The organism is Streptomyces sp. NPDC057424, from assembly GCF_042803315.1.
Taxonomy (GTDB): Bacteria; Actinomycetota; Actinomycetes; order Streptomycetales; family Streptomycetaceae; genus Streptomyces.
Genome location: NZ_JBHVCP010000013.1, coordinates 51,388 through 74,365, shown reverse-complemented (window position 1 = coordinate 74,365; position 22,978 = coordinate 51,388). Strand labels below are relative to the sequence as shown.

Here is a 22,978-nt window from a genome sequence, read left to right as displayed (position 1 = left end):
CCGCCCTGAAAGGCCGCCCCCATGTCTCTCACCCGCAGACAGGTCGCCGCCGCGGCGCTCATCGCCGCCCTCCCCGTCGCCGCCGCGACCCCCGCGCACGCCGCCGCCCCCTCCTACGGCGGCGCCCCGCGCACCCGCACCCTCTACATCGCCGGCGACTCCACCGCCGCCCAGAAGTACGCCGACGCCGCCCCCGAGACCGGCTGGGGCATGGCACTGCCGTTCTTCCTCCGCGAGCCCCTGAAGGTCTCCAACCACGCCGTGAACGGCCGCAGTTCGAAGAGCTTCATCGACGAGGGCCGCCTCGACGCCATCCTCGCGGCCATCCGGCCCGGCGACCTCCTGCTGATCCAGTTCGGTCACAACGACGCCAAGTCCGACGACCCCACCCGCTACACCGAGCCCTGGACGACGTACCAGGACCACCTGCGGCGGTACATCGCCGGTGCCCGCGCACGCGGCGCGCGTCCCGTGCTGGCCACGTCCGTGGAGCGCCGCAGATTCGACGCGAACGGCAACGCCCGGTCCAGCCACGGCGAGTACCCCGCGGCGATGCGGGCGCTCGCCCGGGCGGAGGGCGTGGCGCTGCTCGACATCCAGGCCCTCTCCATCGCGCTGTGGCAGGAACTCGGGGTCGAGGAGACGAAGAAGTACTTCAACTGGACCGAGACCGAGCAGGACAACACGCACTTCAACCCGCCCGGCGCCATCGCCGTGGCGCGGCTGGTGGTGCGGGAACTGCGCCGCACCCGGGTGCTGGCACCGCGGGACGTGCGCCGGCTGGACGACGACATCCCGGAGTCCTGGATCACCTGGCCCCAGCCCACCGCCTGACCCCAACCCCGTCCTGTACTAGGAGAGCCGCACCATGAACGCACGCAACTGGCATGGGCATGCCACAGTGAGAGCCGCCGCGCTCGTCGGATGCACCGCCCTGGTGCTGTCCCTGACCGGCGCCACCGCCCAGGCGGGCGGCCGGGACCTCGGCCGTGAGGTACTCGCCGCGAAGGACGGCTGGGCCTCTCAGGGCACGGGCACGACGGGCGGCTCGGCCGCCGGCGCCGCGCACGTCCACACCGTCACCACCTGGGAGCAGTTCAAGGCCGCCCTGAAGGACGGCGGTGACGCCCCGAGGATCATCAAGGTCAAGGGGATGATCGACGCCGTGGCCCAGGGCTGCGAGGCCTTCGAGGCCGAGGGCTACGACTTCCAGCAGTACCTCGCCGACTACGACCCCGCCGTCTGGGGCAACGACACCCCCGTCAGCGGGGAGCAGGAGGACCTGCGGGACGCGTCCGCGGACAACCAGGGCAAGGCCATCCGGGTGAGCGTCCCCTCCAACACCACCATCGTGGGCGTCGGGAAGAACTCCGGGATCCTCGGCGGCAGCCTGCAGATCAAGGGCGTGGACAACGTCATCCTGCGCAACCTCACCATCGAGGCCCCGATCGACTGCTTCCCGCAGTGGGACCCGACCGACGACAACGGAACCGGCGCCTGGAACTCCGAGTACGACGGTGTCGTCGTCTACGGCTCCACCCATGTGTGGGTCGACCACAACACCCTCACCGACGGCCGCCACCCCGACAGCTCCCTGCCGAAGCACTTCGGCAAGGTCTACCAGCAGCACGACGGCCTGCTCGACATCGTGCGCGGCGCCAACCACGTCACCGTGTCCTGGAACTCCTTCAAGAACCACGACAAGACCATGCTGATCGGCAACAGCGACAGCGCCGCCGCGGACGACGCCGGCAAGCTCAAGGTCACCCTGCACCACAACCGCTTCGAGGGCATCGTCGAGCGCGCGCCCCGCGTGCGGTTCGGGCAGGTCGACTCGTACAACAACCACTTCGTGGTGACCGAGGACCAGCCGTTCGGCTACGTCTTCGGCATCGGCATCGAGTCGCGGCTGCACGCCACGGACAACGCCTTCTCGCTGGCGAAGGGGGTCAGCGCGGCCAAGATCCTGAAGAAGTGGAAGGAAGCGCCGCTGACCGCCGAGAACAACTGGGTCAACGGCAGGCTCACCGACCTGATCGCCGTGCACAACGCGGAGATCCCCGAGGAGACCCTCCAGTCCGGCGCCGGCTGGAAGCCGACCCTGCGCACCAAGGTCCACTCGCCGCGGGCGATCCCGTGGCTCGTCGACCACCACGCGGGCGCCGGCCGCCTGCGCTGACGTCACCCGCACGCCCGGGCCGGGGCGGACCGCCCCGGCCCCCACCCCCCACGCGAGGAACCACCGCCCGAGCCGCACCCCAAGGAGCACCCGCATGTCCTCGCCCCACCCCCACACCCACCCCCGGCCCTCCCTGCCCAGAAGGGGAATCCTGCTCGCGGGCGCCGGTGCCGCGGCCGCGCTCGCCGTCGGGGCGGCCGCCCCCGCCCAGGCCCGGCCGCGCCCCTTCGGCCGGTACGGTTCGCCGGCCGCCCGCCGCACCCCGCGGACCCTGTACGTCGACCCGCACGGCCGCGGCGACTTCACCTCCGTCCAGGCCGCCGTGACCGGCGCCGGAGGCAGCGGCTGGACCCTCGTCATCGCACCGGGCACCTACCGGGAGACGGTCTCCGTCGACCGCTCCCGCACGGAGATGACCTGGCTCGGCGCCGGGGACGGTCCGCGTGACGTCGTCATCGTCTACGACAACGCGGCCGGCACCCCGAAGCCGGACGGCTCGGGCACCTACGGCACCACCGGATCGGCCACCACCACCGTCCGGGCCGACGGCTTCACCGCCCACCGGATCACCTTCGCCAACGACTTCCTGCGCGCCGAGCACCCCGAGATCACCGGCACCCAGGCCGTCGCCATCAAGGTGCAGGGCGACCGCTCGGCCTTCCACCACTGCCGCTTCCTCGGCCACCAGGACACCCTGTACGCCGACTCCAACGCGGCGAGCCTCTTCGCGCGCCAGTTCTTCTCGCACTGCTACGTCGAGGGCGACGTCGACTTCGTCTTCGGCCGGGCCTCGGCCGTCTTCGAGCACTGCCACTTCCGCACCCTGAACCGCACCGACGCGTCCGGCGCCCCGTACGGCTTCGTCTTCGCCCCCTCCACGGAGGGCGACAACCCACGCGGCTACCTCGTGACGCGCGCCCACGTCAGCAGCGAGGCCCCGGACGGCTTCTACAAGCTGGCCCGCCCCTGGGTGCCCAGCTCCAGCACCACCGTCCGCCCGATGCTCATGGTGCGCGACACCTGGCTGGGCCCGGGCATCGACGCGGTCGCGCCCTACGCCAACATGCGCGACGCCCACCCCTGGCAGGACCAGCGCTTCGCCGAGTACCGCAACACCGGCCCGGGCGCCGTCGTCACCGTCCCGGAGAACCGGCCCCAGCTCACCGGCGAACAGGCCCGGTCGGCGACCCGCGCCACCTGGCTCGGCGACTGGCGGCCACCGAAGGCGTGCTGAGATGCGCCGGCGCATTCTCCTGCTCACCGGCGTCGCCGGCGGCCTGACCGCCGCCGGCACCCGGCCCGCCTCCGCCGCGCCACGCCACCGCGTCCTGCACGTCCGCCCCGGCGGCTTCGTCCAGGCGGCCGTGGACGCCGTCGGCGGGCCGGGCCGGACGGTCGTCGTGCACGCGGGGACGTACCGCCAGGTCGTGAATGTCCCCGCGGACAAGGCCATGCTGACTCTGCCGGCCGGTACGAGGTCGTATGGGCGCCCATGAGCCGCTGGGCCGGCGGACGTTCGTGGTCGGGGCGAGCACGGCGCTGCCGGCCGGGGGAGAGCGGTGAGCGGGGCGGAGGCCGCGGTCGTGGACGGCCCGCTGCCCGACTTCCACCCGGCGCTGAAGGACGCCCTGACCTTCCCGCTCGCCTGGGGCCGCTCCCCGGTCCGCGACTTCCGCGCCTGGCGGCGCGCCGCCCGGGCCACGGTCGAGGAGCACCTCCTCGTGGAGCGGCAGGACGGGACGCCGTACGCACCGGAGTTCGGCGCCCGTGCCCAGGGAGAGGGGTACACGAGGGAGTTGGTCACCCTCTCCCTCACCCGCCACGAGCGCGTGCGCGGCGCCCTGCTCACCCCGCACGGCCGCGGCCCCTTCCCCGCCGTGCTGCTGCTGCACGACCACGGCGCCAGGTTCGACATAGGGAAGGAGAAACTCGTCCGGCCCTGGTACGACGACACGCGGCTCGCCTCCGCGCGGGCGTGGGCGGAGAAGTACTTCAGCGGGCGGTTCGTCGGCGACGAACTGGCCCGGCGGGGCTATGTGGTGCTGTGCCTGGACGCGCTCGGCTGGGGCGACCGCGGGCCCCTCGCCTACGAGCAGCAGCAGGCCCTCGCGAGCAACTTCTACCACCTCGGCTCCTCACTCGCCGGGCTGATGGCCCGGGAGGACCAGCGGGCGGCGGCGTTCCTGGCGGGCCTCGACCGCGTGGACGGGCGCCGGGTCGCGGCCGTCGGGTTCTCCATGGGCGCCTACCGCGCCTGGCAGACCGCCGCGCTCAGCGACGACATCGCCGCTGCCGCGAGCGTCTGCTGGATGACCGGGCTCAAGGAAATGATGGTGCCCGGCAACAACACGCTGCGCGGGCAGTCGGCGTACTGCATGCTCCACCCCGGGCTTCCCCGGTTCCTCGACTTCCCCGACGTGGCGGGCATCGCCGCACCCAGGCCGATGCTCTTCTTCAACGGCGCTCTGGACACCCTCTTCCCGGCCGACGGCGTACGGGTGGCCCACGACAAGCTGCGCGCCGTCTGGCGGTCACGCCACGCCGAGGAGCGGTTGCACCTCAAGACCTGGCCCGACCTCGGTCATGTCTTCGTCGACCGCATGCAGGACGAGGTCTTCACCTGGCTCGACTCCGCCCTGTGAACCGTCCCCCCGTACCCGCACGAGAACCGTCCCCCCATACCCGCACGAGAAGGGCACCGCTCTCCATGCCTCGTCGTACCCCCCTCCTGGCCGTCGCGACACTCGTCGCCGGTACCGGCCTCGCCGCCCTGCCCACCCAGGCCCAGGCCGCGACCGTGGTCGTCAGCAACTCGTCCGACCTGTCCAGCGCCCTCAAGAACGCCACGCCCGGCACCGTCATCCAGGTCCGCGGCGGCACCTACCACCCGTCGGCCACCCTCCAGTCCACGGCCAACGGCACCTCGTCCTCGCCGATCACGCTCACCCCGTACGGCTCGGAGACCGTGAAGATCGACGGCTCGAACCTGCCCGCCGGCTCCTGGATCTTCAAGCTGACCGCCGACTACTGGAACGTCTCCGGCATCACCTTCCAGAACTCCCCGGACAGCGCGGTCGTCTGCGGGTCCTGCACCGGCACGAACTGGAACAACATCAAGACCATCAACGGCGGCGACTCCGGTTTCACCCTCACCGGTGACGGCACGGTCAACAACACCGTGAAGAACATCGACTCCTACGGCCACTACGACGCGGCCAACCACGGCGAGAACGCCGACGGCATCGCCGTGAAGTACGGCTCGGGGACCGGGAACAGGATCACCGGCGCCCGGCTCTTCAACAACTCCGACGACGGCATCGACCTCTGGTCCTTCTCCTCCCCGGTCACCATCGAGCACACCTGGGCCTTCGGCAACGGCAAGAACCGCTGGGCCGACTCCGCCTTCGCGGGCGACGGCAACGGCTACAAGCTCGGCGGCGACGGCGAGGTCGTCGCACACGTGGTCAACAACTCGGCCGCCTGGGACAACACCGGCAACGGCTTCACGGAGAACTCCAACCGAGGCGCGATCGTCATCAACCGCACGACCGCCTACGCCAACGCCAAGTGGGGCTACTACTTCGCCACCGGGTCGGCCCGCCTCGGCAAGAACCTCGCCGTGCGCAACGGCAGCGGCTCGGCCGGCAAGGGTTCCTCGGTGGTGTCGGCCGGCAACAACTGGGACTCCGGGATCGGGACCCCCGCCTTCCGGTCCACCGACGCCTCGACCGTCTACAACGCCCGGCAGCCGAACGGCGCGCTGCCCGTGACGGGTTTCCTGACCACGGGCAGCACGACGATCGGCGCGACGATGAACTGAGCCGGAGTTACCTCTTCACCGGCCTGATCCCCTCCAGCGTCGGTACCACCGGCTTGATGCCGCCGTCGGCCGCGAACTCCATGCGGTCGATGGTGGTCTCCCGGTGCATGCCGTCGCCGCCCGGCCGTCCGGGGCCGTTGAGGGCGAAGCGGTGGTAGACGGCGTACCAGTCGTCGGTGCCGGGCGTGTTCACCACCGAGTGGTGACCGGTGCCGAGGATGCCGTACTCGGGCCGCTTCTCGAGGATCGTCCCGCGCTTGGTCCACGGGCCGAGCGGGGACGGTCCGGTCGCGTAGGCCACGTGGTAGTTCTCGCTGCGGGTGTCGTCCTCCGACCACATGAAGTAGTACGTGCCCTTCCGCTTGATCACGAAGGCGCCCTCACGGAAGTTGTCCGGGGTGATGTCCCGCACCTTCGACGCGTCGAACGACACCATGTCGTCGTTGAGCGGCACCACGTACCCGTGGCCGTTGCCCCAGTACAGGTAGGCCTGCCCGTCGTCGTCCGTGAAGACCGCCGGGTCGATCATCTGGCCCTTGAGTGAACCGCCCTTGGCGACCAGCGGCTTGCCGAGGGCGTCCTTGAAGGGGCCGGCGGGGGAGTCGGCCACCGCCACGCCGATCTGCTGCTCGGCGCAGAAGTAGAAGTAGTACTTGCCGTCGCGCTCGGCGATGGCGGGCGCCCAGGCGTTCTTGTCGGCCCAGGTCACGTCCGGCCCGAGGTCGACGATGACGCCGTGGTCCTTCCAGTGGACCAGGTCCTTCGACGAGTACGCCTTGAACTTGGTGCCGCTCCAGCCCTGGAAGCCGTCCGTCGTCGGGTAGATCCAGTACCTGCCGTTCAGGTAGTGGACGTCGGGGTCGGCGTTCAGGCCGGGCAGCATGGGGCTGCGGGTGCGGACCGCCTCGACCGTCCAGGTGCGCCGGGTGCCGTCGGCCGACGTGACGGTGTACTTCTGCGGCGTGCGGAAGTCGCGCCGGGTGCCGGACTTCGGGCTGAGCTTCGCACCCTCACCGACCCACAGCTTCGGGGCCAGACGGCGCAGATCGGCGTCCGGCTCCATCGGCAGGACGACCTTGGACGCGCTGTCCGTGACGATCGAGTAGCCCTTCTGGTGCTTCGCCGTCGCGTCCACGACCGAGGTGGGGGTGGACGGGTAGGCGGCCAGCAGGCGGTCGTACTCCTGCTGCGTCACCGGAAGCACCGTCCCGTGCCGGGGGCTCGCCGGGAGCTGGTAGTCCGTGGACGGGGTCCACTTGCCGGAGGCGAGATCGGTGGTCTCGAAGGGCACGTAGCCACGGCCGCCGTACTCGTCGATGAACAGGTACCACTTCTTCTCGGTGTTCGACTTGAACACCGTCGGGCCCTCACCGCGGTCCATCGCGCCCTTGCCGATGCAGTCGGCCACGAAGTCGTACTGCGTCGAGGTCAGGGAGGTCGACTTCTCGCCGGTGATGAACTTCGAGCAGGGGCTGGAGGAGCCGGGGTCCCGCTCGTCCTTGGTGTAGCGGTAGTACTCGTCCTCGTGCTTCACGACCGTGGAGTCGATCACCGAGTAGCCCGGGTCGCTCCAGATCCTGGGCTCGCCGAAGGTGCGGAAGTCCTTGGTCGTCGCGTACATCATCCTGTTGTACGTGCTGCCCTTGTGGTCCGGGTCGTCGTCGGCGTACAGCTTCGACGCCCAGAAGACGACGTACTCACCGAGCTCGTCGTCCCAGTAGGCCTCCGGGGCCCAGGTGTTGCCCGCGTTGCCCGGCGAGACCTTCACCAGGCGCTGGTCGGTCCAGTTGACCAGGTCGGTGGACTCCCAGACCATGATCGACTTGCTGCCGTGCCGCTGGACCTGGTCCCAGCTGCCGCTGGAGTTCTGGTACATCCGCAGGTCGGTGGCGATCAGGTAGAACTTGTCGCCCTCGGGGGAGCGGATGACGAACGGGTCGCGCAGGCCCTTCTCGCCGATCGTGGAGGTCAGGACCGGCTTGCCGGCGTTCAGCTCACGCCAGTGCAGGGCGTCGTTGCCGCGGCTGAGGGCGTAGCGGATCTGCTCGCCGTCGGCGGTGCCCTCGCCGGTGAAGTAGGCGAAGAGATAGCCGGCGTACTTGTGGTGCTTCACGGGTGGGGCTCCGGGGTCTGCGGTGCTGGGCGGTGCCGTGAGCAGGGTCAGGAGGAGGCCGGTGAGGGCCAGGAGGGGGAGCAGGAGCGTGCGGGCGATGCGGGGGCGCATGACACTTCCTGTCGGAGTCTGGGGGATTCTGTTGGATAGCGGCCTTCGGAGTTTCACCGGAGGGACGCAGGGCGTCAACGGGTGGGCGTGCGGCCGGTGGTTCCGAAACTTTCGGACCATCGAGGTCTCCGCCGCGCGACGGCGGCAACCCTTTGCGGCGCGGCGGCGACTGCTGGACGGAAACGGGCCGGAGCGGGCCCCTCCGAGCCGTTTCCGTCCCCGATCCCCCAGGAAAGGAACGCTCCGTGCTGCCGAGCACCGGACGTCATCGCAGCACCCGTACGCTCTCCATCGCCGCAGCCGTGGCCTGTGCCGCGGGGGCCGGCGGCGTCTACCTCGGGCTGTCGACCGGCGGCGCGCGGGCGGCCTCGACGACGGTCACCGTCTCGACCGCGGCCCAGCTCGAACAGGCCGTCAAGAACGCCACCGCCGGCACCGTGATCCAGGTCCGCGGCGGCACCTACCATCCGGCCGCCACCCTCAAGTCCTCCGCGAACGGTACGGCTGCCGCGCCCATCACCCTGCGGGCGTACGGCGGTGAGAAGGTGCGGATCGACGGGTCCAAGCTGCCCGCCGGCTCCTGGCTGGCCGGGATCCACGGCGACCACTGGACCGTCCAGGACCTGGCCTTCGTCAACTCCCCGGCCCAGGGCTTCGTCGCCACGTCCTCGGTCGGCGGGGTCTTCAGGAACCTGGTCACCGCGGGCAACGGCGACTCCGGCTTCACCCTGCGCGGCGACGGCACCACCGACAACCTCGTGCAGAACCTGGACAGCCACGGCAACTACGACCCGGCCGGCCACGGCCAGAACGCCGACGGCATCGCCGTCAAGTTCGGCTCGGGGACCGGGAACAGGATCACCGGAGCCCGGCTGTACAACAACTCCGACGACGGCCTCGACCTGTGGCAGTTCTCCTCGCCGGTCACCATCGAGCACTCCTGGGCCTTCGGCAACGGCGAGAACCGCTGGAACGACGCGGCCTTCGAGGGCAACGGCAACGGCTTCGAACTGGGCGGCGGGGGCGCGTCCGCCGCCCACGTCGTCAACGACAACGCGGCCTGGGACAACACGCTGCACGGTTTCACCGAGAACTCCAACACCGGCGCCCTCGCCCTGAACCGCAACACCGCGTATGCCAACGCCGGGAACGGCTTCTACTGCGCCACCGGCACGGCCCGCCTCGGCAAGAACCTCGCCGTCGGCGACAAGGGCGGAGCGGCACAGCTCGGCTCCTCGGCGGTCTCGGCCGGAAACAACTGGGACAGCGGCGTCGCCACCCCGCCCTTCAGGTCGACGGACGCGGCCCGTGCGCACGGAGCGCGCCGGGCGGACGGCTCCCTGCCCGCCACGACGTTCCTGACGACCGGCTCCACGACCATCGGCTCGACGATGGATTGAGGAGCCCACCGCGGGATGCCCCACCCATGAAGACGCCCCCGCCGGTGCGAAGCGACGGGGGCGTCCTGCCGACCGGCCGAGGGGGGCTCGGCCGGTACCGTCCGGCCTTCCGGAGGGGGGCTCCGGAGGGCCGTGATGCCGGGACGTCCGACTGGGGGGCCGGACACCCGGCGTTCCGGCCGGCCCAAGGGGGGACGAGGGCCAACCGGAGTCACAGGGGGACAGGTCCTACTGGTAGCTGATGTCGGAGGCCTTGAACTTGCAGCTCCTGCCGTCCGGGCCGGGCGGCGTCAGCTCCTTGGGCTCCTTGCCCGTGCTGTTGCCCTCGAAGCGCACACACGTCTTGATCCTCTTCTTGCCGTCGCCGTGGATGCGGACCTTCGACAGCGTCGCCGTGTCGCCGTAGTTGGCGTTCACCCCGACGATCGAGTTCATCGGCGCCGTCACGTCGATGTCGCTGAGCACGATCGTGCGCTTGTACTGCGTCTTGCAGTTGCCGCAGGAGCGGACCAGCTTGCCTGCGTTCTGCACCTGGAAGCCCGACACGTTCAGCGTGCCGGCGCCGTTGAACTGCAGCACCTTGTCGTCGGCGTTCCTCGCGCCGCCGCCGATCACCTTGTACACCGCGGACGAGGACTTGCCCTTGAAGCTGGCCGCGTCCTCGCCGACGTCCGTCCACCACACGTTCTGCAGGGTGCAACTGCCCTTGCAGTGCACGCCGTCCGCCGCCGGGGTGCCGATGACGACGTTCTTCAGGACCGCGCCGTCCGCCAGCTCGAAGAGCGGGTCCTGCCCCTCGTCCTGGCTGCCGCCGCCGAGTGCGCCGGTGCCGTAGAACATCTTCATCCCGCCGTCGCGCACACCGGAGACCGGGATGGTCTTGGACACGGGCGTCTTGCCCTTGTCCGTGGGCCAGGAGGACGCGGCGCCCGCCGTCGACAGCATCGACGTGGTGACGATCGCCGCGCCCGTGATGCCCAGAGCGGACATCGCGGCGATCACCGCCCGCCGCTTGGTGACACTGCGGCGGTGGCGGACGCGCTGTTCTGCGGGTGCAGTCATGTACCGGTTCCTCAACTGGGTGGTGACTCTTGCGCCTGGTGGTCGCCACCGGTGAGGAAAGGGTTGCCGCCTCTCCGGAAGATTTTCACGAGTCGCCGTCGCGGTCGCCCACGGCGGCGAAACCACCGCCCACCGACAGGTGCCGGGAACCGGCCGTGGCCGTCACCGCGTAGGCGTCTTCCCCCGCGTCGCGGCCGCCGCGTGCGTGGTCGAACTGGCCGGCGAACACCCACTCACCCGCCGGGACCGTACGGTCCTCCTTGAGGGTCCAGGTGTAGACGAGGAAGCCGTCCCGTTCGGCGACCGCGAGGGTGAAGTCGTTCTCGGGCAGGGAGCGCCAGGCGCCCGCGTCGGAGACCCCGCCGGTCTGGGCCACCCGCAACCGCACGGTCAGCGCGGTCAGTTGCTCGCGGGTCTTGAGGGTGATGTTGCTCTGTGCCCAGAAGTCGTTGCTGTGCGGGTCGACCGAGCCGTCCGACCACAGCGGGCCGTCCTCGACGGCGGCGGGCGGCCGCGCGGTGGCCGGGGCGCTCGGCGTCCTCGACGGCGGCGGGCCCGACTCGCGGTGCTCGGGTGACCGGCTCGGCGTCGGCTCCACCGGAGCCGGGGGCTCGGGGGCCCGGCTCGTCGCATCCGGGGACGGTGCGGGCGTCGGTGTCGGCGACGTCGCCACTTCCTGCTGCGGAGCGGTCCCGTCCTTCACCGCGGACGCCACCGCGTAACCGCCCACCGCCAGTACACCGGCGACCGCGGCCGTCGCACCGGCCACCCGCATCCAGCCGAACACCGCCGGACGCGTCGCCCGGTGGCCGGAACCGGACAGCCCGGCCATGCCGCGCTCGATCCGGGCCAGCATGCGCTCCCGGTCGGGCTCGTGCGCCCCGGCCGCCTCGTGCAGCCGGGCGCGCACCTCCTCGTGCACGTCCCGCCGCATGCTCATCGGTCCCTCCCTCCGCCCTCACCGGTGCGCACGCCCTCGACGGCGGGCGAGCAGCGGGGAGCACCCAGCGTCACATGCATCCGCTGCGGGGCCCCCTGCGTCCCCAGCAACCGCTGGAGTTCGGCCATTCCCTTCGAGGTCTGGCTCTTCACCGTACCCACCGAGACACCGAGCGCCAGCGCGGTGTCCTTTTCCGACAGGTCGAACGCGTGCCGCAGCACCACACAGGCCCGTTTGCGGAACGGCAGCCTGCGCAATGCCTCCTGCACGTCGACCACGCCCGCGACGTCCGGGTTCTCGGTGTTCTCCTCGCGCTGCGACCAGAACAGGGCGATGCGCCGCCGTTCGCGCACCGCGCTGCGGATGCGGGTACGGGCCAGGTTGGCGACCACGCCGCGCGCGTACGCCGCCGGATGCTCGGCCGCGCGCACCCGGTCCCAGCGGTGCCACAGCGCCAGCAACGCGTCCGCCGCCAGGTCGTCGGCGGTGTCCGACTCACCCGTCAGCAGGTAGGCGAGGCGGGACAGTTCGGCGTAGTGGCGCTCGAAGAAGGCGTGGAACTCCACGGAGGCGGCGTCGTCGACGACTGTGCCCACGGGCGACCTCTCCTCGCAGCGGCTCAGGGCGCTCCCGGACGGGGCACCTGTGGCTGTCATGTAGATGACATGTGATCATCCGGGGGAGTCCCGGCGCGATCGGGAAGCCTAGCAGCGATCGTCGGATGGTTCGTACAGAGCTTCGAACGGCGTATGGCGGGCCGGACTCTGATTCCGTAACACGGAGAAAACCTGAACAGGGTTCGACGCGGGCACAATCCGGCCAGCATCCGCACACCGATCACTCAGGCACCGAGGAGCACGCGCCATGTCCGAACCGCAGCAGGTGACCGACCGGCCGCCCGCCACCCCACCCCCGGCGAACAGCGTCGACCGGTTCTTCCGGATCTCCGAGCGGGGCTCCACCTTCGGCCGTGAGATACGCGGTGGTTTCGCCACGTTCTTCACCATGGCCTACATCCTTGTCCTGAATCCCATCATCCTGGGCAGCGCGAAGGACAAGTCCGGTCAGCAGCTGGACGCCGTCCAACTCAGCACCGCCACCGCCCTGGTGGCCGCGGTCATGACGATCATCATGGGCGTCGGCGGCAACCTGCCCCTCGCGCTGGCCGCCGGACTCGGCCTGAACGCCGTGGTCGCCTTCCAGATCGCCCCGCTGATGAGCTGGGACGACGCGATGGGCCTGATCGTCCTCGAAGGCCTGCTGATCTGCGTGCTGGTGGTGACCGGTCTGCGCGAGGCCGTCATGCACGCGATACCCCAGCCGCTCAAGCAGGCGATCAGCGTCGGCATCGGCCTGTTCATCGCCTTCATCGGCTTCGTCGACGCCGGGTTCGTCAGCCGCATCCCGGACGCCGCGAACACCACCGTGCCCGTTCAGCTGGGCGGCACCGGCACCCTCGCCGGCTGGCCGATGCTCGTCTTCTGCCTCGGTGTGCTGCTGACGATCGGACTGCTCGCCCGCAAGGTCAAGGGCGCCATCCTGATCAGCATTGTCACCATGACCGCGCTGGCGATACTGATCAACTCCCTGGCCGGCATCAAGTCCTGGGGCCTGACCACGCCCTCCTGGCCGGACCAGCTCGTCGACACCCCCGACTTCGGGCTCATCGGCGACTTCGACCTGTTCGGCGCCTTCAGCGCCCCCGGCGTCGGCGTCATCACCGTCGTCCTGCTGATCTTCACCCTGATCCTGTCCGACTTCTTCGACACCATGGGCACGGTCGTCGGCATCAGCGCCGAGGCCGGGCTGCTCGACGAGGACGGCAAGGTCCCGAACCTCGGCCGGGTGCTGCTCATCGACGGTGCCGCCGCGGTCGCCGGCGGTGCGGCCTCCGCCTCCTCCGCGACCTCCTACATCGAGTCCGCGGCCGGTGTCGGCGAGGGCTCGCGCACCGGCTTCTCCAACCTCGTCACCGGCGGCCTGTTCGGCCTCGCGCTGTTCCTCACCCCGCTGCTCACCATCGTCCCGCTCCAGGCGGCCGCCCCCGCCCTGGTCGCCGTCGGCTTCCTGATGATGACCCAGGTCAAGCACATCGACTGGGACCGCTACGACATCGCCATCCCCGCGTTCCTCACCATCGCCGTGATGCCGTTCACCTACTCCATCACCAACGGCATCGGCGCCGGCTTCCTCGCCTACGTCGTCATCAAGACCGTCCTCGGCAAGGCCAAGGAGGTCCACTGGCTGCTGTGGGGGACGTCGGCACTGTTCGTCGTGTACTTCGCGATCGATCCGATCGAGCAGCTCCTGGGAGCGAAGTGACGCCGGGCGCGCGGTGACACGAGGACGGGCCGCCCCCGGGGGGAGGGGGGCGGCCCGTCTTGTCCGTACAGACGGCTTGTCGGCGGTGGAGGTTCAGTCCCTGAGCGCCGCTTGCATCATCGCCTTGGCGACCGGCGCCGCCAGGCCGTTGCCGCTGACCTCCGAGCGGGCCGCGTCCGACTGCTCCACGACCACCGCCACGGCGACCTCCTTGCCCGACGAGCCGGACTTGCCGTACGAGGTGAACCAGGCGTACGGCACCTGGCTGTTGTTCTCACCGTGCTGGGCCGTGCCCGTCTTGCCGCCCACGGTCGCGCCGGGGATCTGGGCGTTCGTGCCCGTGCCCTTGTTCACGACCGTCTCCATCGCCGACTGCAGCTGCTCGGCGGTCGAGGAACTGACGATCTCCTTCGTGCCCACGTCGTCGCCGTAGTCCCGCAGCACATCACCGCCGCTGTCGGTGATCTGCGAAACCATATGCGGCGACACCAGCTTGCCGCCGTTGGCTATGGCCGCCGACACCATGGCCATCTGCAGCGGCGTGGCGGTGACGTCGAACTGCCCGATGCCCGTCAGGGCCGTCTGCGACGGGTACATGTCCGACGGGTACACGCTCGGGTAGGCCCGGACCGGCACATCCAGCTCGTCGTCGTTGAAGCCGAACTTCTCCGCCATCGCCTTCACCTTGTCCTGGCCGAGCTTGACGGCCATCTTCGCGAAGACGTTGTTGCACGAGTACTCCAGCGCCGTGCGGATGGTCGCGTTCGTGCAGGGCGCGTTCGGGTTCTCGTTCGTCAGCTCCCGGCTGGTGCCCGGCAGCGTGTACGGGTCCGGGCTGTCCGTCTTCTCGTCCACCGACGAGTACAGCCCCTCCTCCAGCGCGGCCGCCGCCACCACCAGCTTGAACGTCGAACCGGGCGGCAGCGGCTGCCGCAGCGCGCGGTTGACCAGCGGCTTCTCCGGGTCCGAGGTGAGCTTCTGCCAGGCCGCCCCCGCCGTGTTGGCGTCGGTCAGCGCGGACGGGTCGTACGACGGCGTCGACGCGACCGCGAGGATCTTCCCGGTCTTCGGGTCGATGGCGACGGCGCCGCCTTTCTTGTCGCCGAGCGCCTCGTAGGCCGCCTTCTGCACGTCCGGGTCGATGGTCGTGATCACGTTGCCCGGCTCGGCCCGCTGGTTGGTGAGCGTGTCCATCACGGACTTGAGCCGGCCGTCCGTGCCGTTGAGCAGGTCGGTGTAGATGCCCTCCAACTGTGTCGGGGCGTACGCCTGCGACGCGTAACCCGTCACCGCCGCGTACAGCGGGCCGTCCGTGTACGTCCGCTTGTACCTGAGGTCGCCCGTCTTCGTCGCCGCCGAGCCGGTGACCGACCGGCCGCCCACGACGATGTTCCCGAGCGGCGCCGAGTACGTCTCGATCGCGTTCCGCCGGTTGTCCTTGTCGTCTGCCAGCGCCCGGCCCTCGTAGAACTGCACCCAGGTCGCCCTGCCCAGCAGAGCCAGCACCAGGAGCAGCGAGAAGACCGAAGCGCGCCTGATCGTCTTGTTCATTCCGTACAGGAGGACGAGCCACACCGGGCGGATCGTTCCCGTCCGTCCTGGTTTCTCATCCGGCGGGCCGGTTTTCTCATCCGCCGTTCAGAAAGCCCGCTTCGTACACGGCGATCACCGTCTGCGTACGGTCCCGGGTGGCACCTCCCGCTCGCGACCCGTGAGCTCCGCCACCCACGCGGGGCGGCTCCGGCCCGCGAGCCCGGGGTGCAGCGTGAAGCAGGCAGCCGTCCGGCCCTGCTCGCCGCGCGCCCGGCGCGGGCCCGGGGGCGAGCAGGGCCGCCTCCACACCGCACGGCCGGCGCACACGGCGGCCGACTCCACCGGCCGGGTCAGCGGGAACGGCGAGGTGACCGGGGAGAGGCCCCTCAGCCCTCCAGGATGAGCACTGTCTCGTCGATCTCGGCACCCCGGGCCGGGGCATACCCCCGGGCCGCCGCCGCCACCCGGAACCCGCACTTCTCCAGCACGCGCAGCGACCCCGTGTTGTCCGACGCCGCCCGTGCGTACAGCGGGCGCTCGGGCACCTCGGCGAGCAGCGCCCGCAGGGCCCGCGTGGCGATGCCCTTGCCCCAGTACGCGCGGTCGATCCAGTACGTCACCTCGCGCTCACCCGGCACCCCGTACACCGCCGCGCTGCCGACCACGTCACCGTCGGCCAGGACCGTACGGGCGACGACGTCGGGCGAGGAGCGCTGCCGGGACCAGCGGGTGTCGAAGGCGGCCCGGTCGGCCGGATCCTCCGGGGTGAAGGCCGCCATGGTCAGGGACTCGGGGTCGTTCATCTGCCGGAAGAAGACCGGCAGATCGCTGTCGTGGACCTGGCGCAGCTCGACGTTCATGCCTCAGAGCCTACGAGTCGCCAGTGTCAGTCGGTCCCGCGCGTCGAAGAGCGCGTCCTTCACCAGCTGTTCGTGCGCCGGGGTCAGCCGGGCCACCGGCACCGAGCAGCTGATCGCGTCCCGCGCCGGCGTGCGGTACGGGATCGCCACGCCGAAGCAGCGCAGCCCCAGCGTGTTCTCCTCGCGGTCCACGGCGAAGCCCTGCTCCCGCACCTGGCGGAGCTCCTCGATGAGCTTCTCCCGGTCGGTGATCGTGTGCTCGGTCAGCGCCGGCAGCGTCTCCGGGAGCATCTTGCGGACCTGCTCGTCCGAGTAGGTGCTCAGCAGCGCCTTGCCGAGGGATGTGGAGTGCGCGGGGAGCCGCCGGCCGACGCGGGTGAAGGGGCGGAGGTAGTGCTGCGACTGGCGGGTGGCCAGGTAGACGACGTTGGTGCCGTCGAGGCGGGCGAGGTGGATCGTCTCGGTGGTGTCGTCCGAGAGCCGGTCCAGCGTCGGGCGGGCCGCCGCCACGACCTCGTCACCGTCGATGTACGACGTGCCGACCAGCAGGGCCCGCACCCCGATGCCGTACCGCGTGCCCGTCGCGTCCGTCTCCACCCAGCCCAGCTCGACCAGCGTGCGCAGCAGCATGTACAGGCTGGACTTGGGATATCCGACGGCCTCCTGGACCGCCGCGAGGGAGTGCATGCCGGGGCGTCCGGCGAAGTATTCGAGCAGTTCAACCGTTCGTACCGCGGACTTGACCTGCGCCCCGCCGCCCGTCTCGCCAGCCGACATCGCCCTTGACCCCTTCGTTGGACGGGAAATAGTCTCCACAGCATATTCATCATCAGAGACAGCGTTCAGTATATCGAACGTGCCTGGTGGATGACCCAGTACTGCGGCAATACATGTGTGGAGGGACCCGCGGTGGCAGCAGCACCAGTCTGGAGTGTCGACCCCCGAACCGGGAAGCAGCGTGAACAGGTTGCGGTGGAGGCCACAGCCCAGGAGGTGGACGCCGCCGTCCGGGCCGCGCACGAGGCGCGCGGCGCCCTCGCCGACCGCACGGTCCGCGCGGCCTTCCTGCGCAGCGCCGCGGACGAGCTGGAGGCGGCCAGGGACGGTCTCGTCGACGCCGCCGACGCCGAGACCGCGCTCGGCCCGGTCCGGCTGACCGGCGAGCTCGCCCGCACCTGCTACCAGCTGCGGGCCTTCGCGGACATCGTCGACGAGGGCGCCTTCCTCGACGTCGTCATCAACCACCCCGACGACACCGCGACCCCGCCGATCCCGGACCTGCGCCGTTACAAGGTGCCGCTGGGCGTCGTCGCCGTCTACTCGGCGTCGAACTTCCCCTTCGCCTTCTCCGTCGCGGGCGGTGACACCGCGAGCGCCCTCGCGGCCGGCTGCCCGGTCGTCGTCAAGTCCCACCCGGACCACCCGGCCCTGTCCGAGTACGTCGCCAAGGTGCTGCGCCGCGCCGCCGCCCGGCACGACATCCCCGGGGGGGTCGTGGGTCTGGTCCACGGCTTCGACGCGGGCGTCGAGCTGATCAAGCACCCCCTGGTCGCGGCGGCCGGCTTCACCGGTTCCGTGCGCGGTGGCCGTGCCCTCTTCGACGCGGCGGCGGCCCGCCCGGTCCCGATCCCCTTCCACGGCGAACTGGGCTCCCTGAACCCGGTCGTGGTCACCGAGGCCGCTGCCGCCGAGCGCGCCGAGGCGATCGGCGCCGGTCTCGCCGGTTCCATGACGCTGGGCGTCGGCCAGTTCTGCGTGAAGCCGGGCCTCGTCCTCGCGCCGGGAGGCGCCGCCGGTGACGCCCTGCTGAAGTCCCTGACCGACGCCGTCAGCGACACCGACGCCGGCGTCCTGCTCGACCACCGCATGCGCGACAACTTCGTGGCCGGGGTCGCCGAGCGGGCCGGGCTGCCCGATGTCGACTCCCCTGTCACCCCGGGCGCGGGTGGCGAGCACACCGTCAGCGCGGGTTTCCTCACGGTGCCGGCGAGCAGGCTGGCGGCGGAGGGCGAGCACGACCTGCTCCTGGAGGAGTGCTTCGGGCCGGTCACCGTCGTGGCCCGCTACGAGGACGAGGCCGAGGTGAAGGCGGTGCTGGCGCGGCTGCCCGGCAACCTCACGGCGACGGTGCAGCTGTCCGAGGAGGAGGCGGCGGGGCAGGGCCGTGGCGCCGAGATCCTCGCGGAGCTGACGCCGCTGGCCGGGCGCGTGCTGGTGAACGGCTGGCCGACAGGTGTCGCCGTCGCGCCGGCTCAGCACCATGGCGGGCCGTACCCGGCCACGACGTCGACGTCCACGTCGGTGGGCGGGACCGCGATCGAGCGGTGGATGCGGCCTGTCGCGTATCAGAACGCGCCCGGGGCGCTGCTGCCGGCGGAGCTGCGGGACGAGAACCCGCTGGGGCTGCCGCGGCGGTTCAACGGGCGACTTGAGCGTTGACCGGGTAGCGCCGTAGGGGCGCGGTGAGCCGCGAGGTGCCGGTTCGTCGTGGTTGATCGCGCCCATGCGGCGGAGCAGCAAATTGGCACAGTCCCGCGCCCCTGAGGGGCGGACCTGAAAGACTCGGCCGAATGGATCTCGAACTTCCCGAACTTCCTTTCGCCCTGCGCACTTACGGGCCCGAGGCGCAGTGGTCCTACGAAGACGGCGTGCTCACCGGGTGGGCCGGGCCGCGGCAGGATCGGTTCGTTCCGCCCACCGGTGAGGGGCTGGACCCGGCTTCCGACGCGCCTCGGCTGCTCGGGGCGCCCGAAGGGGACTTCCAGCTGATCGCCAAGGTCACCGTCGGGTTCGGCGCGGCCTTCGACGCCGGGGTGCTCTACGTCCATGTGGGGGAGCGGGCCTGGGCCAAGCTCTGCCTGGAGTACTCCCCGGACGTCCCCACCGTCTGCACGGTGGTCACCCGAGGTCACTCCGACGACGCCAACTCCTTCACGGTGGACGGCAGTTCCGTCTGGCTCCGGGTCAGCCGCACCGGCCGCGCCTTCGCCTTCCACGCCTCCCGCGACGGGGAACGCTGGACCTTCGTCCGCCTCTTCACCCTCGGCGGCGAGAAGGAGGCGGACGCGGCCCTGGTCGGCTTCATGACCCAGTCCCCGATGGGGGAGGGCTGCGTGGTGACGTACGACCACATCGAGTTCAGGCCGTCCTGGCCGAACGATCTGCGCGACGGCAGCTGAGGCCCGCCCGGGAACCGTGTCCCGGCCGGCCCCGTCTTCCGCTCCATGATCAGCAATCGAGTGGTTCCGGGCCGTGTGATCCGTACCGTCCTGCCCGCCGAGGTGGCCGACGTCGTCGCGCTGCACGCGCGGGCCCGCGCGACGTACTACCCCGGCGGGCTGCCGCAGGACGGCACCGACTGGACCGCCTCCTGGCGCAGCGCCCTCGCCCGGCCGGACGGCCGTGTGCTGTGCGTCGTGGAGGCGGGCCGCATCATCGGCCTCGCCTCCTTCCGCACTCCTGAGGACGCCCCGGCGGACTCGGTGAAGCTGTTCCAGTTCCACGTCGACCCCGAGCACTGGCGCGGTGGCGTCGGCACCGCGCTGCACGCGGCCTGTGTGGAGGAGTGGCGGGCCGACGGCAGGCGTGCGGCCCTCCTCGACGTGCACGTCGACAACCTGCGGGCGCAGGGGTTCTACCGGCGGCGGGGATGGGTCCCGGAACCGCCCGGGCCGGGGGACCATCACCTGCGGATGCGGTTCGCCCCGGCCGGGGAATGAAGTCCGCTGCTTGAACGTTCATGCATCGGCGGAGGGAGTCTCCGTACCGTACGACCTGGAGAGAGCCGAGACATGCGCGTCGAGATCTGGAGCGACATCGCCTGCCCCTGGTGCTACGTGGGCAAGGCCCGCTTCGAGAAGGCGCTGCGGGACTTCCCGTACCGCGACGAGGTCGAGGTGGTGCACCGCTCCTTCGAGCTGGACCCGGGTCGCGCGAAGGGCGATATCCAGCCCGTGATCACGATGCTCACCAAGAAGTACGGAATGAGCGCCGCGCAGGCCGAGGCCGGTGAGGACAACCTGGGCGCACAGGCCGCCGCCGAGGGGCTCGACTACCGCACCCGGGGCCGCGACCACGGCAGCACCTTCGACATGCACCGCCTGCTGCACTTCGCCAGGGAGCAGGGCAGCCAGGAGCAGTTGCTCGACCTGCTGTACCGGGCCAACTTCGCCGAGGAGCGCTCCGTCTTCGATGACGACGAGCGGCTGGTGGAGCTCGCCTCGGCCGCCGGGCTGGACGCGGAGGCGGCGCGCGCGGTGCTCGCCGACCCGGGCGCGTACGCGGACGGGGTCCGTGCCGATGAGCGCGAGGCCGCGCAGCTCGGGGCGAGCGGCGTGCCGTTCTTCGTCCTCGACCGCAAGTACGGCGTCTCCGGGGCCCAGCCCGCCGAGGTCTTCGCCCAGGCCCTGACCCAGGCGTACGGCGAGCGCGCGCCGCTGAAGACCGTCGGCGGCGGCGACGCCGACGCCGCGGACGCCTGCGGCCCGGACGGCTGCGCCGTGCCCCGGCGCTGAAACGCCCAGCTCGGAGCGCATCCATAAGCGCTCCTTAGCGGCATCACGCAGAAATCGGCAATGGACGGGGAGATCCCGGAGACGCAGAGTGGTCCCATGGAGACCTTCGAGAACCTCGTCCGTGCCGAGTTCACCCCGAAGCAGACCTTCCTCAACACCGCGAGCAACGGGCTCCTGCCCGCCCGTACCGTCGGCGCCGTGCAGCAGGCGGTGCGGATGCGAGCCGAGGGCACGCCCCTGGGGCCCCTGTACGAGGACGTGGAGGCCGCCCGCGCGTCCTTCGCCCGGCTGGCCGGCGTTCCTGCCGAGCGCGTCGCGACCGGGGCCTCGGTCGCCGAGTACGGCGGACTGATCGCCGCCTCGCTGCCCGCCGGCGCCGAAGTCCTCACGGCGGAGGGGGACTTCGCGTCGCTGGTGAACCCGTTCCACGTGCGCGGCGACCTCAAGGTGCGGGCCGTGCCCCTGGAGCGGCTCGCCGAGTCCGTCCGCCCTGGTACCACGCTCGTCGCGGTCAGCGCCGCCCAGTCCGCCGACGGCCGCCTCGCCGACCTTCCGGCGGTGCGCGAGGCGGCCCGGGCGCACGGCGCCCGCACCTACGTCGACGCCTCCCAGTCGGCCGGCTGGCTGCCGATGGAGGCCGGCGCGGACGATTTCCTCGCCGCCGTCGGATTCAAGTGGCTCCTGGGCCCGCACGGGGCCTCGTTCTTCGTCGCCCCGCAGGACTTCGGCGGGCTCACGCCGCTGCTCGCGGGCTGGGTCGCCGGCGAGGTCCCCTGGGACAGCTGCTACGGCCCCGTCGAGGAACTCGCCCACTCCGCGCGACGGTTCGACGTCAGCCCCGCTCTCTTCACCTACGCCGGGCTGCGTGCCTCACTGGAACTGCTCGAAGAGGTCGGCGTGGACGTGGTGCACGCCCACGACGTCGGCCTCGCGGACCGCTTCCGCGCCGGGCTCGCCGGGCTGGGCCACGAGCCGGTGCCCGCGCCGGGCTCGGCGATCGTGTCGGTGCCGGGGCTCGGCCACCGGCAGGGCGAACTGAGCCGGGCCGGCATCGAGGTCTCGAACCGGGCCGGGAACCTGCGGGCCGCGTTCCACCTCTACAACACGCCCGCGGACGTGGACCGGCTCCTCGAGGTCCTGGCGGCATGACAGAACCGGGTGGGGCCTCCCGTCCCACACGAGGAGGCCCCACCCGGCAGCTGCGTCACACGGTCACTTCACCGGCGTGAAGTCCCGCGCCCCGATGAACTCCGGCCGCCGCACCGGCGCCGCGAAGGGTTCCACCGCCGTGTTCTCCACGCTGTTGAACACGATGAACACGTTGCTGCGCGGGAACGGCGTGATGTTGTCGCCGGAACCGTGCATGCAGTTGCAGTCGAACCACGTCGCCGAACCGGCCTTGCCCGTGAACAACTTGATGCCGTGCTGCGAGGCGAGCTGGGTCAGCGCCTCGTCCGAGGGCGTGCCCGCGTCCTGCATCTGCAGCGACTTCTTGTAGTTGTCCTTCGGCGTGGCCCCCGCGCACCCGAGGAACGTCTTGTGCGACCCCGGCATGATCATGAGCCCGCCGTTGGTGTCGTGGTTCTCGGTCAGCGCGATCGAGACCGACACCGTGCGCATCCGCGGCAGACCGTCCTCGGCGTGCCACGTCTCGAAGTCCGAGTGCCAGTAGAAGCCACTGGCGCCGAACCCCGGCTTGACGTTGATCCGCGACTGGTGGACGTACACGTCCGAGCCGAGGATCTGCCGCGCCCGGCCGACGACCCGCTCGTCACGGACCAGCCTGGCGAACACCTCGCTGATCTTGTGCACCTCGAAGACCGAGCGGATCTCCTTGGACAGCGGCTCGACGATCGACCGCTCGTCGGCACGGATGTCCGGGTCGTTCACCAGCCGGTTCAGCTCGTCCCGGTAGACGGCGACCTCGTCCGCGCCGATGAGCTCGTCGATGGCCAGGAAGCCGTCGCGCTCGAAGGACAGCAGATCGGCCGGCGCGACCGGGCCGGGGGCGTCGGGCGCGCCCCAGACGACCGGGTCCTGGCGCGGGGTGAGCACCTCGGTGGCGCCGCGACTGGGGTAGAGGTCGGGGATACCGGTGGTGGTGTCGGTGGTGGCGGTCATGGA

20 protein-coding genes and 1 pseudogene are annotated in these 22,978 nt (G+C 71.0%); 13 read left to right on the top strand and 8 right to left on the bottom strand.

What is annotated here, in order from left to right; all coding sequences use genetic code 11:
- Positions 1–21: 21 nt before the first annotated feature.
- The 6 genes and pseudogenes from ACFU3E_RS13930 (at position 22) to ACFU3E_RS13905 (ending at position 5,999) form a co-directional block, all read left to right on the top strand.
- A complete protein-coding gene (locus ACFU3E_RS13930) occupies positions 22–834 on the top strand; it encodes a rhamnogalacturonan acetylesterase (protein ID WP_384156310.1) in 813 nt (270 codons plus the stop codon).
- A 34-nt stretch (positions 835–868) separates the two neighbouring features.
- A complete protein-coding gene (locus ACFU3E_RS13925) occupies positions 869–2,179 on the top strand; it encodes a polysaccharide lyase family 1 protein (protein WP_384156307.1) in 1,311 nt (436 codons plus the stop codon).
- Positions 2,180–2,273: 94 nt separating this feature from the next.
- Positions 2,274–3,413, top strand: coding sequence for a pectinesterase family protein (locus ACFU3E_RS13920; protein WP_384156304.1), 1,140 nt, complete (start codon positions 2,274–2,276; stop codon positions 3,411–3,413).
- Between the two features lies 1 nt (position 3,414).
- The gene (locus ACFU3E_RS13915) at positions 3,415–3,675 is read left to right on the top strand and encodes a hypothetical protein (RefSeq protein WP_384156301.1); all 261 of its coding nucleotides are present in this window, start codon (positions 3,415–3,417) and stop codon (positions 3,673–3,675) included.
- Positions 3,662–4,821 (top strand): annotated as a pseudogene (locus ACFU3E_RS13910) (dienelactone hydrolase family protein). The gene ACFU3E_RS13915 and the pseudogene ACFU3E_RS13910 overlap by 14 nt, the downstream one beginning before the upstream one ends.
- A 65-nt stretch (positions 4,822–4,886) precedes the next feature.
- Positions 4,887–5,999: a chondroitinase-B domain-containing protein gene (locus tag ACFU3E_RS13905; RefSeq protein WP_384156298.1), complete on the top strand. Its 1,113-nt coding sequence runs from the start codon at positions 4,887–4,889 to the stop codon at positions 5,997–5,999.
- Between the two features lie 7 nt (positions 6,000–6,006).
- Here the strand turns inward: ACFU3E_RS13905 and ACFU3E_RS13900 are convergent, their stop codons facing one another.
- Entirely contained in the window at positions 6,007–8,223 is a 2,217-nt protein-coding gene (locus ACFU3E_RS13900; RefSeq protein ID WP_384156296.1) for a family 43 glycosylhydrolase, read from the bottom strand.
- Positions 8,224–8,468: 245 nt separating this feature from the next.
- Here ACFU3E_RS13900 and ACFU3E_RS13895 point away from each other — a divergent pair, with 245 nt between their 5' ends.
- Positions 8,469–9,623 (top strand): chondroitinase-B domain-containing protein, encoded by a 1,155-nt coding sequence (locus tag ACFU3E_RS13895; protein WP_384156293.1) that lies wholly within the window; start codon positions 8,469–8,471, stop codon positions 9,621–9,623.
- A 228-nt stretch (positions 9,624–9,851) separates the two neighbouring features.
- Here the strand turns inward: ACFU3E_RS13895 and ACFU3E_RS13890 are convergent, their stop codons facing one another.
- The 3 genes from ACFU3E_RS13890 to ACFU3E_RS13880 all read right to left on the bottom strand — a co-directional run bounded on the left by ACFU3E_RS13890 (position 9,852) and on the right by ACFU3E_RS13880 (position 12,221).
- Complete coding sequence (locus ACFU3E_RS13890; RefSeq protein WP_384156290.1) at positions 9,852–10,685, bottom strand: pectate lyase; 834 nt, start codon at positions 10,683–10,685, stop codon at positions 9,852–9,854.
- 85 nt (positions 10,686–10,770) lie between these two features.
- Entirely contained in the window at positions 10,771–11,625 is an 855-nt protein-coding gene (locus ACFU3E_RS13885; protein ID WP_384156287.1) for a hypothetical protein, read from the bottom strand.
- Positions 11,622–12,221 carry a SigE family RNA polymerase sigma factor gene (locus tag ACFU3E_RS13880; RefSeq protein WP_384156284.1) on the bottom strand — a complete coding sequence of 200 codons (600 nt, stop codon included), beginning with the start codon at positions 12,219–12,221 and terminating at the stop codon, positions 11,622–11,624. The genes ACFU3E_RS13885 and ACFU3E_RS13880 overlap by 4 nt, the downstream gene beginning before the upstream one ends.
- A gap of 268 nt (positions 12,222–12,489) precedes the next feature.
- Between ACFU3E_RS13880 and ACFU3E_RS13875 the strand changes: the two genes are divergently transcribed.
- Positions 12,490–13,947: an NCS2 family permease gene (locus ACFU3E_RS13875; protein ID WP_384156281.1), complete on the top strand. Its 1,458-nt coding sequence runs from the start codon at positions 12,490–12,492 to the stop codon at positions 13,945–13,947.
- Between the two features lie 93 nt (positions 13,948–14,040).
- On the opposite strand, the gene ACFU3E_RS13870 is transcribed toward ACFU3E_RS13875, so the two are convergent.
- The 3 genes from ACFU3E_RS13870 to ACFU3E_RS13860 form a co-directional block, all read right to left on the bottom strand.
- Entirely contained in the window at positions 14,041–15,498 is a 1,458-nt protein-coding gene (locus ACFU3E_RS13870; RefSeq protein ID WP_384156522.1) for a peptidoglycan D,D-transpeptidase FtsI family protein, read from the bottom strand.
- A gap of 368 nt (positions 15,499–15,866) precedes the next feature.
- Positions 15,867–16,340, bottom strand: a complete 474-nt coding sequence (locus tag ACFU3E_RS13865) for a GNAT family N-acetyltransferase (RefSeq protein WP_384156278.1) — start codon at positions 16,338–16,340, stop codon at positions 15,867–15,869.
- A gap of 3 nt (positions 16,341–16,343) precedes the next feature.
- A complete protein-coding gene (locus ACFU3E_RS13860; protein WP_031109054.1) occupies positions 16,344–17,117 on the bottom strand; it encodes an IclR family transcriptional regulator in 774 nt (257 codons plus the stop codon).
- Positions 17,118–17,249: 132 nt separating this feature from the next.
- On the opposite strand from ACFU3E_RS13860, the gene ACFU3E_RS13855 reads away from it, so the two are divergent.
- The 5 genes from ACFU3E_RS13855 to ACFU3E_RS13835 all read left to right on the top strand — a co-directional run bounded on the left by ACFU3E_RS13855 (position 17,250) and on the right by ACFU3E_RS13835 (position 22,003).
- Complete coding sequence (locus ACFU3E_RS13855; protein ID WP_384156275.1) at positions 17,250–18,779, top strand: aldehyde dehydrogenase (NADP(+)); 1,530 nt, start codon at positions 17,250–17,252, stop codon at positions 18,777–18,779.
- A gap of 131 nt (positions 18,780–18,910) precedes the next feature.
- A complete protein-coding gene (locus tag ACFU3E_RS13850; RefSeq protein WP_384156271.1) occupies positions 18,911–19,519 on the top strand; it encodes a DUF1349 domain-containing protein in 609 nt (202 codons plus the stop codon).
- Positions 19,520–19,564: 45 nt separating this feature from the next.
- Positions 19,565–20,059 carry a GNAT family N-acetyltransferase gene (locus ACFU3E_RS13845; protein WP_384156268.1) on the top strand — a complete coding sequence of 165 codons (495 nt, stop codon included), beginning with the start codon at positions 19,565–19,567 and terminating at the stop codon, positions 20,057–20,059.
- 72 nt (positions 20,060–20,131) lie between these two features.
- Positions 20,132–20,854 (top strand): DsbA family oxidoreductase, encoded by a 723-nt coding sequence (locus ACFU3E_RS13840; protein WP_384156265.1) that lies wholly within the window; start codon positions 20,132–20,134, stop codon positions 20,852–20,854.
- 96 nt (positions 20,855–20,950) lie between these two features.
- On the top strand, positions 20,951–22,003 hold the full coding sequence (locus ACFU3E_RS13835; protein WP_384156262.1) for an aminotransferase class V-fold PLP-dependent enzyme: 1,053 nt from the start codon (positions 20,951–20,953) through the stop codon (positions 22,001–22,003).
- Positions 22,004–22,066: 63 nt separating this feature from the next.
- Here the strand turns inward: ACFU3E_RS13835 and thpD are convergent, their stop codons facing one another.
- A complete protein-coding gene (gene thpD / locus ACFU3E_RS13830; RefSeq protein WP_384156259.1) occupies positions 22,067–22,975 on the bottom strand; it encodes an ectoine hydroxylase in 909 nt (302 codons plus the stop codon).
- Positions 22,976–22,978: the final 3 nt, after the last annotated feature.